This window comes from Hoeflea sp. (genome assembly GCF_039975035.1).
Lineage (GTDB): Bacteria > Pseudomonadota > Alphaproteobacteria > Rhizobiales > Rhizobiaceae > Hoeflea.
Genome location: NZ_JBDWHW010000190.1, coordinates 19,458 through 33,474, shown reverse-complemented (window position 1 = coordinate 33,474; position 14,017 = coordinate 19,458). Strand labels below are relative to the sequence as shown.

The 14,017-nt window shown below is 59.3% G+C and carries 12 protein-coding genes; 4 read left to right on the top strand and 8 right to left on the bottom strand.

Features of this window, described 5'->3' with window-relative positions:
• The first annotated feature begins 159 nt into the window (after window positions 1-159).
• Together hupB and dnaE are read left to right on the top strand one after the other, a co-directional pair.
• A complete protein-coding gene (gene hupB, locus ABJN75_RS17205; RefSeq protein WP_280114109.1) occupies window positions 160-492 on the top strand; it encodes a DNA-binding protein HupB in 333 nt (110 codons plus the stop codon).
• 500 nt (window positions 493-992) lie between these two features.
• Window positions 993-4,556, top strand: coding sequence for a DNA polymerase III subunit alpha (gene dnaE / locus ABJN75_RS17200; RefSeq protein WP_348440811.1), 3,564 nt, complete (start codon window positions 993-995; stop codon window positions 4,554-4,556).
• 64 nt (window positions 4,557-4,620) lie between these two features.
• Here dnaE and ABJN75_RS17195 read toward each other — a convergent pair whose 3' ends face one another.
• From ABJN75_RS17195 to ABJN75_RS17180, 4 genes are all read right to left on the bottom strand, one after another.
• Window positions 4,621-5,826 (bottom strand): hypothetical protein, encoded by a 1,206-nt coding sequence (locus ABJN75_RS17195; RefSeq protein WP_348440810.1) that lies wholly within the window; start codon window positions 5,824-5,826, stop codon window positions 4,621-4,623.
• A gap of 108 nt (window positions 5,827-5,934) precedes the next feature.
• Window positions 5,935-7,230 carry a DNA polymerase IV gene (locus ABJN75_RS17190; RefSeq protein ID WP_348440809.1) on the bottom strand — a complete coding sequence of 432 codons (1,296 nt, stop codon included), beginning with the start codon at window positions 7,228-7,230 and terminating at the stop codon, window positions 5,935-5,937.
• A gap of 699 nt (window positions 7,231-7,929) precedes the next feature.
• The gene (locus ABJN75_RS17185; RefSeq protein ID WP_348440808.1) at window positions 7,930-8,586 is read right to left on the bottom strand and encodes a hypothetical protein; all 657 of its coding nucleotides are present in this window, start codon (window positions 8,584-8,586) and stop codon (window positions 7,930-7,932) included.
• Window positions 8,583-8,849 (bottom strand): DUF3572 domain-containing protein, encoded by a 267-nt coding sequence (locus tag ABJN75_RS17180; RefSeq protein ID WP_348440806.1) that lies wholly within the window; start codon window positions 8,847-8,849, stop codon window positions 8,583-8,585. Before ABJN75_RS17180 ends, ABJN75_RS17185 begins: the two co-directional genes overlap by 4 nt.
• A 219-nt stretch (window positions 8,850-9,068) precedes the next feature.
• On the opposite strand from ABJN75_RS17180, the gene ABJN75_RS17175 reads away from it, so the two are divergent.
• Together ABJN75_RS17175 and ABJN75_RS17170 are read left to right on the top strand one after the other, a co-directional pair.
• On the top strand, window positions 9,069-9,440 hold the full coding sequence (locus ABJN75_RS17175; protein ID WP_035526276.1) for a response regulator: 372 nt from the start codon (window positions 9,069-9,071) through the stop codon (window positions 9,438-9,440).
• 15 nt (window positions 9,441-9,455) lie between these two features.
• Window positions 9,456-10,829, top strand: coding sequence for a PleD family two-component system response regulator (locus tag ABJN75_RS17170; protein ID WP_348440805.1), 1,374 nt, complete (start codon window positions 9,456-9,458; stop codon window positions 10,827-10,829).
• 535 nt (window positions 10,830-11,364) lie between these two features.
• Here ABJN75_RS17170 and rpmG read toward each other — a convergent pair.
• The 4 genes from rpmG to ABJN75_RS17150 all read right to left on the bottom strand — a co-directional run bounded on the left by rpmG (window position 11,365) and on the right by ABJN75_RS17150 (window position 13,983).
• Window positions 11,365-11,532, bottom strand: a complete 168-nt coding sequence (gene rpmG / locus ABJN75_RS17165; protein ID WP_007197024.1) for a 50S ribosomal protein L33 — start codon at window positions 11,530-11,532, stop codon at window positions 11,365-11,367.
• 92 nt (window positions 11,533-11,624) lie between these two features.
• Window positions 11,625-12,809, bottom strand: coding sequence for an MFS transporter (locus ABJN75_RS17160; protein ID WP_348440804.1), 1,185 nt, complete (start codon window positions 12,807-12,809; stop codon window positions 11,625-11,627).
• Window positions 12,810-12,820: 11 nt separating this feature from the next.
• Complete coding sequence (locus ABJN75_RS17155) at window positions 12,821-13,540, bottom strand: hydrolase (RefSeq protein WP_348440802.1); 720 nt, start codon at window positions 13,538-13,540, stop codon at window positions 12,821-12,823.
• Window positions 13,537-13,983, bottom strand: coding sequence for a DUF983 domain-containing protein (locus tag ABJN75_RS17150; protein ID WP_348440801.1), 447 nt, complete (start codon window positions 13,981-13,983; stop codon window positions 13,537-13,539). Before ABJN75_RS17150 ends, ABJN75_RS17155 begins: the two co-directional genes overlap by 4 nt.
• Window positions 13,984-14,017: the final 34 nt, after the last annotated feature.

The window sequence follows — 14,017 nt, the reverse complement described above, 5'->3', positions numbered from 1 at the left end:
GCCGCGTATCCGACCAGGTACGCGGCGCCGCCGTTTTAACCAATTGCAAACCATGAATGTAACAGGCGGGACAAATTCCCGCCTGTTTTCATCCCGGAAGCTGTGAAAACCCTTAATAAGCCGCGGATTCCGGGGAGTTTTGTTGCACGAAACCGCGAGATGCGTAGGATCACCGCATCGAACAGACTGAGTCGACATAACGCCAGGAAAGGGACGGAAATGAACAAAAATGAACTCGTGGCCGCTGTGGCCGAGAAATCGGGCATCAGCAAGGGAGACGCCACATCGGCTGTCGAGGCGGTTTTCGAAACCATCACAGGTGAGTTGAAAAACGGTGGCGATGTTCGCCTCATCGGATTTGGCAATTTCACCGTATCCCGCCGTGAAGCCTCCAAGGGCCGCAATCCGCAGACCGGCAAGGAAGTTGATATTCCTGCCCGTAACGTGCCGAAGTTCTCGGCCGGCAAGGGCCTCAAGGATGCTTGCAACTAAGCGTTTGGCTTGAGCATATTGAGCACACTGAACCCGGGCGTCAGCGCCCGGGTTTTTTTGTGCCTTCGCGCAGGCTCGCCTTGCCGGAAACGATTGGAAAAATTCGGATCAAATGCGCTTGACAATAGAACAAACAGCGAACTATAAAAGAACACAAAGTGAATAAAGGAGTTGATCATGACTGCATTTGCCCGTGACCTTGCCGCTTTCGTTTCCATGTCGCTGTTCGTGGCGAGTTTCGCCGTGCTGGCGATGGCGTTCTGAGTTTGGGTTGAACAACCCTTGATTTCTGTCTTCCGCGTAAAATGCCGGAGCATTTGGCCGGTGGGTCTTGTCATCCTGTGATGCTGCTCGTGGGCTGATCAGAACTTGACTGTGTAGCTGCTGCATTTTGACTGCCTTGCTCTGGACTTTGCTGTCCGGGTCCTCACAATTGACCTTTGAGTCTTCGGTCGCGCCAGAATGGCAATGACCGCGGGATCTTTCGGCAGAGGATTGCAATGGCGCGGGAAAACAAATCAGCCAGGCTGCTGGCCAATTTGGCTGGTGGAACAGGGCAGGCGCGCGAGCGTGACAAGCACGCCGGTGACCGCGGGTCTGACGGTTGGCCCGGATTTGTACATTTGCGTGTGCATTCGGCCTATTCGCTGCTTGAGGGCGCGCTGCCGATCAAGACCCTGATCAAGCGCGCGGTTTCCGATGATCAGCCGGCGCTGGCGATCACCGACACCAACAACTTGTTCGGAGCGTTGGAATTTTCGGTCAAGGCAATGGAAGCGGGCATCCAGCCGCTGATCGGATGCCAGCTCGATATCGATATGCAGGACGGACAGGCTGACGAGCGCCGTTCGTCGCATCGCGATCATCTGCAGAAGGCGCCGCATATCGTCCTGTATGCCGCCACGGCGACTGGGTACGACCGGTTGGTGGCGATCGTCAGTCAGGCCTATCTCGACGGTGACAATTCCGACCGGCCGCATATCGAGCTGTCCTGGCTTGAACAGGAGGCTACAGGCCTTATAGCGATCACAGGCGCCGGCGGCGGGCCGGTCGATCAGGCCATGCGTGATGGTCACCCCGAACTGGCAAAGGCCCGGTTGGAGCGGCTCAAATCGGTGTTCGGCGACCGGATCTATCTCGAATTGCAGCGCCAGCGCGGATATGACCGCAGCCACGAGGCAAAGATGATCGCGCTCGCCTATGAGTGCGAAGTGCCGCTGGTGGCGACCAACGAGGCGTTTTTCCCCACGCCCGACGATTTCGAAGCTCATGATGCGCTGATGGCGGTGGCCAGCAACGCCGTGATGTCGGATGACCGGCGGCCGCGGCTGAGCGTTGACAATTGTCTCAAATCGCGTTCCGAGATGGCCGAACTCTTCGCCGATATTCCCGAAGCCCTGGCCAGCACCGTCGAGATTGCCCGACGCTGCAGCGCCATTGTCGAAACCCGCGCGCCGATCCTGCCGCGGTTCACCGGTGGTGGCGAGGGTGACCCGGCGGCGGCACTTGCCGCCGAGGCTGCCGAACTGCGGCGACAATCGCTGGAGGGGTTGGAGCGTCGGCTGACCCGGATCGGCATGGCAGAAGGCTTCAGCGAAACCGATTACCGCGAGCGGTTGCAGATCGAACTCGACATCATCGAGAACATGAAATTCCCCGGTTACTTTCTGATCGTGGCCGACTTCATCAAATGGGCCAAGGACCAGGGTATTCCTGTCGGGCCGGGCCGTGGTTCGGGCGCCGGATCTCTGGTGGCCTATGCACTGACCATTACCGATGTGGATCCATTGCGGTTTTCGCTGCTGTTCGAGCGCTTCCTCAACCCGGCCCGCGTATCGATGCCCGACTTTGATATCGACTTCTGCCAGGATCGCCGCGAAGAAGTCATCCGCTATGTGGTGGGCAAATATGGCCGCGAGCAGGTCGGCCAGATCATCACTTTCGGAAGTCTGCAGGCGCGTGCGGCGCTGCGCGATGTCGGCCGGGTTCTGGAGATGCCCTACGGGCTGGTCGACCGCATCTGCAAGCTGGTGCCCAACAATCCGGCCAACCCGACGCCGTTGCACAAGGCGATCGAGGAGGAGCCGCGCTTCCAGGAAGAGGCGGACAAGGAGCCCGCCGTCGGTCGGCTTCTCGATATCGCACAGAAACTTGAAGGGCTTTACCGGCACGCCTCGACCCATGCCGCGGGCATCGTCATTGGCGACCGGCCGCTGTCGCAACTGGTTCCGATGTACCGCGATCCACGCTCGGACATGCCGGTTACCCAGTTCAACATGAAATGGGTGGAGCAGGCGGGGCTGGTCAAGTTCGACTTTCTCGGACTGAAAACGCTCACGGTGCTCAAGACCGCGGTCGGCTTCATCGCCAAGCGCAACATCACTATCGATCTTGAGGCTTTGCCGCTGGATGACAAGCCGACATACGAAATGCTGTCACGCGGTGAAACGGTAGGGGTGTTCCAGGTGGAATCCGCCGGCATGCGCAAGGCGCTCATCGGCATGCGGCCCGACCGGATCGAGGATATCATCGCGCTCGTGGCGCTCTACCGTCCTGGTCCGATGGAAAACATCCCGGTCTACAACGCCCGCAAGCACGGCGAAGAGGAACTGGCCTCTATCCACCCCAAGATCGATGGGCTGCTTGCCGAAACGCAAGGGGTTATCGTCTACCAGGAGCAGGTGATGCAGATCGCTCAGGTTCTGGCCGGTTACTCGCTTGGCGAAGCCGACCTGCTGCGCCGTGCCATGGGCAAGAAGATCAAGGAGGAAATGGACAAGCAGCGCGCCCGCTTCGTCGAGGGCGCTGTCGAGCGCGACGTCTCCAAGCCGCAGGCCGACATGATCTTCGACCTGCTCGCCAAGTTTGCCAATTACGGCTTCAACAAGTCCCACGCCGCCGCCTACGGCATCGTGTCCTACCAGACCGCCTATCTCAAGGCGCATTATCCGGTCGAGTTTCTCGCCGCGTCGATGACGCTTGATATGTCGAACACCGACAAGCTTGTCGATTTCCGTCAGGATGCAAGACGGTTGAAGATCGAGGTTGTGGCGCCATCGGTGCAGACCAGCTTCCGCCACTTCGAAACCGGCGACAACAAAATCTATTATGCACTGGCTGCCATCAAGGGGGTCGGTGACACCGCCGTGGAACACATTGTCGAGGCCCGTGGCGATGAACCTTTTGCCTCGCTCGAGGATTTTTGCACCCGCATTGATCCGCGCCAGGTCAACCGCCGGGTTCTCGAAAGCCTGATCGCCGCAGGTGCGCTCGATTGCTTTGGCCAGGACCGGGCGGCATTGAGCGCCGGGCTTGACCGCATCCTGGGCTTCGCCCAGCGCGCCCAGGAAAACCGTATCAGCGGCCAGAGCGACATGTTCGGCATGGGGGCGTCGCAAGACAGCACGGAATCCATTCATCTGCCCGCCGCCACTCCGTGGCTTCCGGCTGAAAAACTGCACCGGGAATACCAGGCGCTGGGCTTTTACCTGTCCGCGCATCCGCTTGATTCCTATAATGATCTTCTGGCCAAGATGCGCGTGCAGACCTGGGCGGATTTTTCGCTCGCCGTCAAGGCCGGCGCCACTGCCGGGCGGCTTGCCGGTACCGTTACCAGCAAGCAAGAGCGCAAGACCCGCACCGGCAACAAGATGGGGATCGTGGCGTTCTCCGACAGTTCCGGCCAATATGAGGCGGTGCTGTTTTCCGAAGGCCTGGCGCTCTACCGGGAATTGCTCGAACCCGGCAAATCGATCGTCATCACGGTCAATGCCGAGGAGCGTCCGGAAGGTATCGGGCTCAGAATCCAGACCGCTGATTCACTTGAGGACCGCGCCGCCCGCGGCCAGTCCGCGCTCAGGGTCTACATGCGCGACGCCAGGCCGCTCAATTCGGTGTCGACGCATTTGAAGACGCATGGCGAAGGGCAGGTGTCCTTCGTCATGATCAAGGATGATGGCCGCCGGGAGATCGAGGTGACATTAGCGGATCGCTACAGGATATCGCCGCAGATCGCCTCGGCATTGAAGGCAGCACCCGGCGTGCTTGATGTGGAGCTGGTCTGACCCAAGGCGCGCTTAAGGGGGTAGCGGTTTTGCGACACCGGCATGCGTCAGGCGGCAGCGCGGCTCAAAGCACGACCGTCATGGTGGCAATGGTCACGGCGTTCAGTGCCATGCCCCACAACACACTCAGTGGAAACAGCGGAGTGGTGTGGCGCGGAATTGCGTAGGCCAGCATCATCAGCGCAGCTGGCAGCCAGTCGAGCATGTAACGCTGGACATTGTACTGGGTGTAGCCGTTGGAGTGGTAAAACAGCATGGCCGTGATCAGACCGGCCACCAGCAGTCCGGCAAACACCGTGCGCCGGTTGATCGGGGTGAAAAACAACATGACCAGCCACGGGCTCGCCACCAGGAACGCGGTGCCGAAGCGATCGATTCCAACCAGCTCCAGATTTCCGAAACCCTCGAATCGGGCATGAAATCCCTGTACCAGTGCATGGTAGAGATTGAACGGCAGGTATTCCAGACTCCATAATCCGTACGCGTCCAGCCGGTCTTTCAGCACGCCGGGCGGATAGTCGATGTAGGCATAGCCGGACTCCAGCAGCGATCCGAACCGGGCTTGATTGTACAGCAGGTAAAGACCAATCGCCGCAGCCACCGGGATCCCCAGTTTCATGGCCCGGATGATCCTGTCCGGTATCGCTGACACTAGCGGTACTTCGGCGCGAAGTGACAGCACCAGAAGCAGCGGCACATAGAAAATGCTCATCTGGCGGCTCAGGAAGGCGCAGGCAATGGCAACACCCGCGCTCATCAGACGGCCGGCCAGCGCTTCATGAATGGCAAGACTGGTCAGCAGCAATGCAATCGCCTGCGCAAAAAACCAGATGCCGTCTCCACGGATGGTGACAAAGAACAAGGGGCTGGAAAAGCCCAGAGCCAGCATCAGCCAGGACCGGTCCGCACGGGCCACCTCCAACTGTCGGAAGATCCGGTTCCATACCAGCAACGACATCGCAAAACACAGTGTTGTCAAGACGATGAAGCCGGACGTTGCCATGCCGTTGATGGCCACCAGAGGCAGCGCCGCGAGGCCGGGGAACGGCGGAAACGCCACATAAGTCTGGCCATTGTAACTGGCGCAATCGAGATCGAAGCAGGATTCGACCCACAGTCTGCCGTGCAGGAACGCATCCGCCACCAGGGCCGCCGAATTGGTTCCGCCATCCTCGGTAAATGCGGAATAGGCAAGCGCGACCGAGAGCAACCCGGCGATCATCACTCCGATTGGAAACAACAGACGCTCGCGCATTGAAAGTGTTGTCATGGTCGAGAGTGCTCCCGCGTCTTCGCCAATTCCCGGACCGGTAAAAGGCTGGTGATGCTCAAACGCCGCAAGCAGGTGGAAGCGGCCCCGATATCAATCCTCTTCCGCCTAGCGTGTGCTGCGCGAGGTGCCGAATGTATATCCAGTTTCCACAATGTTTCGACCGAATTTTTGTCGCACCTTGTCAATGGCGCCTTCCGCCACCGCCCGGCGCGCCGCTGCGGGATCGACGAGATCGGGCGGATCGGCGCGCGCGGCGTCGGCCAGATCGGTCACCCCGATGCCGATCAGGCGGAACCGGTCCTGTCCCAGTTCACGTTCGAGCAGATGCAGACCGGTGCGGAATATCCGGTCGGCCAGCATGGTTGGATCCTCCAGCTTGAAATTGCGGGTCCGGCCTTTGAAATCCGCGGTCTTGAGCTTCAGTACCACGGTGTGTCCGGCAATTCCGGAAGCCTTCAGGCGCGCCGAGACCTTTTCGGACAGGCGCCTGAGCACCGGCACCAGATCGCTGGCGTTCGACAGGTCCGTGTCAAACGTGGTTTCGGCGGACACGCTTTTTGCGCCCTCGTTGGGATGAACCGTGCGCTCGTCCTCGCCGCGCGACAGATGGTAGAGCCGCTTGCCCATCACTCCGTAGCCGCGCATCAGCGCGGTCAGTTCCATGGTCTGCAACTGGCCTATGGTGCGGATGCCGTTGCGCTCAAGGGTAGCTGCGAAGGCTTTGCCGACACCCCAGATCTGTGTGACCGGACGCGGCGCAAGAAACGACATCGCCTCTTGCTTGCCGATTACCGAGAAGCCGCGTGGTTTGTCGAGATCGGAAGCCACCTTGGCGAGAAACTTGCAATAGGACAGGCCGACCGAAAGGCTGATGCCGATCTCCGCCTCGACCCGGGCGGCAAACCGCGCCAGCGTGCGGGCAGGGGAAGCCTTGTGCAGCTTCTCGGTTCCGGCCAGGTCAAGGAAGGCCTCGTCGATCGAAATCGGTTGTACCAGCGGTGTCAGGTCCTCCATCATCCGCCGGACCTCGCGTCCGACACGGACGTATTTCTCCATGTCCGGCTTGATTACCACCGCGTCAGGACAGGCATCCAGAGCCTTGAACATCGGCATCGCCGAGCGCACGCCATGAATGCGGGCGATGTAGCAACAGGTCGAGACAACGCCGCGTTTTCCCCCGCCAATGATCACTGGCTTGTCGGCAAGCTCGGGATGGTCACGTTTTTCCACGGTTGCGTAAAACGCATCGCAATCCACATGCGCCAGCGTCAGTTGATCAATCTCGGCATGACGGATGATGCGCGGGCTGCCACAGGCGTGACAACGCCTGGCTTCCACGCGAGCAGTCGTCAGGCAGTCACGGCAAAAGCCGGGATCTGAATGCGAAGACGTTTGGGGCATCGACCTGCCGTAAGAGAACAAAGGTTGAACATTGACAGATTACGCAATAATCTTTCGACTCACAAGCCTGCCAGATCCATCAGGAGCCTGCGCCGAATGACCCTGACCGTAAGCCCCGTCACGTCCGATCTCTGGCCGCATCTGGAGACTTTGTTTGGTCCGCAGGGCGCTTGCTGCGGTGGCTGGCACAGCTGTTCCCGGCCGGCGCCCGAACAGAGTGACGCAACCAGCAAGCAAGGCAGGAACCTGCGTCTCAAACAGGCGACGCAAGCCTCGCTGCCGCCGGGCTTGATCGCGATTGATGAGGGAGCGTCTGTGCGATGGGTGCAGGTCACACCGCGCACCGATGTGGCGCGCTGGAACACGGGCGGGACGGTGTCCAGGCCTCTTGATGGCGACGAACCCTCGTCTCCTGGTCTCGGGGCGGTCTCGTGTTTCGTCATCCGGTCCCGGCGGCGAGGAGAGGGAATCAGCCACCTGCTGCTCGATGTGGCGGACGCTCATGCCCGGCAAATCGGCGCCCGGGTGGTCGAGGCCTGCCCGAGACAAAAGGTCAATCAGTCAAAATCGGCAGGTCTGTTTGCCGGCCCTGTGTCGATCTTCAGGAAGGCCGGTTTTGAAACAGGGATCAAGCGCAAGATCCGCCGGCCGTTGATGCGCCCGGAGAGTTTCACCCGATCAGAAGTCCTGCGCAGGCACTCATTTCCCGGCAGAAGCGAAATGCGCCTTGATCATCGTTTCGGCGTGGGGCCAGTCGGTGACGATCTCAACACCCTCACCGGGATGCGGCGCCAGCGAGCGGAACATGCCATTGGCGATCAGATTGAGGAGCAATGTCTGAGGGACATGTTGGCGCACCGACTGGAGATTGACGAAAATGTCGTCGAGAAACACCACAGGCTGGGTCCGCGAGCCGTGCAGCGCCATCACCGCCGGACCCTTGGCCGATTCGGTGGCGATCATCGGATAATCGAATCCGTGACGCGAGAGCAGTTTGCGCCGGACATCCCGGTGGCGTGGCGGCATCGCCGTCAGGAACACAATGTCCGCTTCGCCGGACAATCGGCTGAGGCTTTCGGCAGCCTCGACTACCGGCGTTTGCCAGTCTTCCTGGCAGGAGAAAAACGCCTCCAGCAGACGCGCAATCTCATCCTTCGGGGTTTCGCCGCCATGAGCAAGGCTGAAGACATTGCCATTCAGGCTGAAGGATGTGGGGCGCAACTCATGGCCATTGCCGGTCAGGAAAGCCTGAAACGGTGTTACGAATTCCAGCACCACCTCATCGATATCGCAAACGATCAACGGACGTTCGCCCAGCACCAAATCGTCATGTTCGGCATCGGGGATCAGCATCATCCGGCCTCGCTCGATCCGCCAAGCGCAAGGAAGGCGCGCGACACATCTTCGGGTCTGGTCCCGCTGGCGGCGCAGAAATCCATCAAGGTCGGCTCGTGGTTCATCAGAAAGCTCAAGACACCGGCGAGAAATCCGGGCTCCGTGGCGGCATCGCGCAGATTGTCGGCTTCAAGCCCTGTCAGCGCCAGAAAACGGCCCATCAGTTCAGGCTCGCCTGCAAGCCAAACCAGCACTGCGATCGCTGTGTCTTGTGCATCTGCCATGGTGTTCTCGTTCCCCCGGATTGCCTTGAACCGCATTCGAAATGTCCGATTACCACTTTTTCAACCTAATGGAACTAAGGTGATGGCGTTGACTGGCATTGCTGATCGTATTTGTCGCAAACGAACGCGGTTCAATGCAGGTGATAGGGATCACAGGCAGCCGGCAACAGTGGCATCCGGAGGACATATGGTCCGGCCGGATCGGGGATGGGAGCGGACATGACAAAGCAGGTGATGATTGTTGAGGACAACGAACTCAACATGAAGCTTTTCCGGGATCTGATCGAAGCATCAGGATACAAGACCATCCAGACCCGCAACGGACTGGAGGCGATGGATCTTGCTCGCCTGCATCGTCCGGATCTCATCCTGATGGACATCCAGTTGCCCGAGGTTTCGGGACTTGAAGTCACGAAATGGCTCAAGCAGGATGACGATCTGCACATGATTCCGGTTATTGCCGTGACTGCCTTCGCAATGAAGGGTGACGAGGAACGCATTCGCCAGGGCGGGTGCGAGGCCTATATTTCCAAGCCGATATCGGTTCCCCGGTTCATTGAAACCATCAAGACTTACCTTGGCGATGCTTGAGGGCGGAGAGAAGATATGACCGCGCGCATTCTGGTGGTTGACGACATTCCAGCCAATGTGAAGCTTCTCGAGGCGCGGCTGATGGCCGAGTATTTCGAAGTGCTCACCGCGGCCGACGGAATGACAGCGCTGACGATTTGCGACCAGACCCCGGTTGATCTCATTCTGCTCGACATCATGATGCCGGGTATCGACGGGTTTGAGGTCTGTCAGCGCCTCAAGCACAACCCGCGCACCGCCCATATTCCTGTCGTCATGGTAACAGCGCTTGATCAACCTGCTGACCGCGTGCGCGGCCTCCAGGTCGGCGCCGACGATTTTCTGACCAAGCCGGTCAATGATCTGCAGCTTATGACCAGGGTCAAGAGCCTGATCCGCTTCAAGGCTTTGAGTGACGAGCTCCGCCTTCGTGCGGAGACAGCGCGCAACATCGGTCTGGAGACGCTTCTGGCGCCGCATCAGGGCCAATTGGAAGAGCCGGGCATGGTGTTGCTGGTCGACAGCCGGGCCAATTCGCAAGAACGCATGAACCGGGCGCTTAAGGGAATTGCCGAAGTCACCGCGATCGGCGATCCGCAGGCGGCCCTGTTCGAGGCGGCCGACAAGCCTTATGAGCTGGTGATCGTTTCGTCGTCGCTTGAGGACTACGATCCTTTGCGTTTGTGCTCGCAATTGCGTTCGCTGGAGCGGACCCGCTTCATTCCCATGCTCGTGGTCGCCGAGCAGGGCGAGGAAGACCTGGTGATCCGCGCACTGGAACTCGGCGTCAACGATTACCTTCTGCGACCGCTCGATCCCAATGAGCTGGTCGCCCGCAGCGTCACCCAGATCCGCCGCAAGCGCTATACCGACCGGTTACGCGCCAGCCTTTCGGAATCGGTCGAATTTGCCGTCACCGACGCGCTGACTGGCCTGAACAATCGCCGCTATCTCGACACCCATCTGGCGACACTGGTTGACCGCTCCAATCGCCGGGGTCGACCGCTTTCAGTGCTGATCACCGATATCGATCATTTCAAAGCCGTCAATGATATCCATGGCCACGAAGGCGGTGACGACATCTTGCGTCAGTTCGCACACCGCTTGAGAGAGGCTGTGCGCGGCGCTGATCTTGCCTGCCGGTATGGCGGTGAGGAATTCGTGGTGGTTATGCCGGACACAACGACGGTGACAGCGGCCCAAGTCGCCGAACGGCTGCGCGAGGAAATCGCAAGCACACCGTTCCGGGTCTCTCAGTCCGGGGCCATGGTGCAATTGACCACATCGATCGGGATCGCGACGCTGGAAAAAGACGGCGAGGGCGCTGATTCACTTCTCCGCCGCGCCGACAAGTCGCTGTATCAGGCCAAGAACGAAGGTCGCAATCGGGTCGTTGGCCAGGCCGCTTGATAAACGTCGCTTTCAGAGTGTCCATTTGAACACGAGCGTGCAGGCATCTTTCAATGTGATGCAGCATCAGTTGCGCGCGACTGGAAGCAAGGCGCCGACACAGTTGACAAAAGAACACCGGAATTCTTGATCGGCGATCTGCCGCGCCCGGCGGATTCGCGCGGGATTTGATCTGAGTCAATCAATCCTTAAAACTGTAGTGATAATTAACCACAAACGTGGACAGTTTTGACAAAAAGTTAAGAAACTATTGATTTTATATCGGATTGGTACAAATGTTCCGCGCACATGAAGCGTTTTGGGACTGTCATACAGGCAGGTTACAATCGCACAAATATAGCAATACCCCATGATGTTCAGGTCCGCCGCATCTCCTGGGTCGTGGGGTGGCCGATCGGGATCAATGCACTTGTGGTATCCTCGTTCCACGCATTTTTCTTGATCGGCCCTCGACACAAAAAACCCGCTTCCGGAAAGAAGCGGGTTTTTTTTATTGATCGCACCGTCCCTGTTGCTTGCAGGGTGGGAAGCCGGATTACTTGATCTTGGCTTCCTTGAATTCAACGTGCTTCTTGGCAATCGGATCGTACTTGGTCTTCACCATCTTGTCGGTGAAGGTACGGCTGTTCTTCTTGGTAACATAGAAAAAGCCGGTGTCTGCAGTCGACAGGAGCTTGATCTTGATAGTGGTCGCCTTGGCCATGGTGTCTTGCCTTCTTCAAAAATGAAGCCGCGGACAGCGCACAAGGCTCCACGGCGAAACTTGCGCGGAACCTACAAAAGCCGCGCTGAAAGTCAAGTCCGTTTTGGCTCGAGCACGATGCGAAATACGGTCAGGGCCACATAAATCGCAAAAAAGAACGCCAGCGCCCACGCAAATCCGTGGTTCCCGGCCACATCCATCGCCACGCCAATGGTCTGCGGACCAACCAGCATGCCAAGCGCGTAGCAGAAAACAAAGGCTGCATTCGCCGATGCAAGGTCCGCGCCGTGCAGTTTGTCGCCCAGATGCGCCAGACCGACCGTATACAGCCCGGCGACGCTGCCGCCCCAGAACAGCAGGATGACCGCCGTCAGCAGCCAGTTGTGGATCAGGAAGGGCAGGGCGATCGACCCGATCAGCCCGATGAGCGCAAACAGCGACAAAAGCCGCCTGCGGTCGCCGATCCGGTCGGCGATCAGGCCGACCGGGATCTGGAACAGCACGTTTCCAAGCCCCATCATCATCAACAGAAGCGCGCCTTGTGATTCGGTGAAGCCGGTGCGGTTGGCATAGACCGGAAACAGCGACAGGCCGCCTGATTCCACGGCGCCGAAAATGAACACTGCGGCTGTCGCGGTAGGGACCAGGAAGACGTAGCGCAGGAACGGATGATTGGGCGCGGTGTCGATCACCGGGTTTTCCTTGCGCGCCATCAGGATAGGCGCCGCTGCGAACAGGATCACGCCCGCGCCGATCGCAAACGGCAAAATTCCGTCCGACCCGATCACGGAGAAGATCAGGGGGCCGGCGGCGAAACCGAGCGAGAGCACCGTTGCGTAGATGCCGAGCACCAATCCCCTGCGGCTTGGCGGGGCGGCGGTATTGATCCAGAATTCGGAGAGCACGAACAGGATGGTGATGGCGCCGTGAAATACGATACGCAGCGGAAACCACATCCAGAGCGCCTCGGCAAAAAAGAACCCGAGCGCGCTTGCTGCGGCCGCGACAATGGACAGCACCATTGTGGTGACCACGCCCAGTCGCCGCGCAATCATGGTCGAGATCGGCGCGGCGACCATGGCTGCCACGCCTGCCATGGCTGAATTCAGGCCGATCATCGAAGATGAAACGCCACGCTTTTCCAGGATGATCGACAACAGCGGCAGACCCAGGCCGATGGCGATGCCGACTGCGGTGATCGCCGAAACGGCTGCGATCAGTGCTGGCCAGTGGATTACCTCGCGGATCGCAGGGGTGCGTGAGGATGAGTGATCCATCTGGATTGGCCTTAAATCAATTCGCGAACGGATCGTCCGTTACGGAAATAGTAATACGGCACCGTCCTGCCAAAAGGTAGGGAAGGATCTTCCTCGAGCGCCTGTGTGAGCTCGCCGAGGATCACTTTGGTTATCCGGGGCAGGGGATGGCTGTGGTGCGAATCAATCGGCAGCCATGTCAGGTCATGCAATTCATCACTGTCGCGGATGGCTGTTGGGTCCAATCCCATTTCGTCGCAGAAGCAGACAAAAAAGCGGGTATCGAATCGCCGCGGCTGGCCTGGAGGCGTAATCGCCCGCGCCAGATAGCGGAAATGCGAGACGTCGGGCCGCAAAGACCCGGCATATTCTTCCGGTGTCAGCGACAGGTGGGCCTCTTCAAGCATTTCGCGGGCCGCCGCCACAGCAAGGCCGCGCGCGGCGTAGCTGTGGAATCGGGCGGTGGTTCGCTGCATGAGTTTGTCGGCGACGTCATCGCGCAATGGACGGGCAAGCGGCGTTCTGTTGTCGGCAGGATCACGTCTGCCGCCGGGGAAGACATAGAGATCGGGCATGAAGGCATGGGCTTTTCCGCGTTTGCCCAGCAGCGCCCGCGGTACCGTGTCGGTCCGGTCCAGAAGAATCAGCGAGGCCGCATCTCGTGGTGTCCGGGTGGGGTGGCGTGTATCACCGGTTCTGGTCCGCTGTTCTTCCGTGAGAAGTTCGAGCTTGGAAGTGTCGCTGTCGTTCATCGTGCATCCTCATAGGCGGGTTCTTCAAGCAACGCTTCTTCCGACTCACCGCCAAATCCGTGCATACGCAAAGCCCATTGCAGTCCGATGACCCCGCCTTTGATGGAGGGCAGTATCGCCAGCGTCAGGATTATCGTAATCGGGATCCAGATCATCAGATGCTGCCAGCTTTCAAGCACCAGCCACGTGTCGGTAGCCATAAAGCCCGCAACAACGATGTGACCGACAATGAAGATCGCGAGGTAGGCCGGAAAATCATCGGCACGGTGATGAAGCATTTCCTCGCCACATGCCGGGCAGGCGTCCACAGACTTCAGATAGGCCTTGAACAGTTTGCCTTCGCCGCAATTGGGACAGCGGCAGAGAACCCCGCGCTTGACCGCGCGCCAGGTATCGCGTGGTGCGTCTTCATTCCTGGCCGCGTCGCCACCAAATTCGAGCATCTTTCTTCTCCTGATTCTGAGCGAGCGCTTGGGA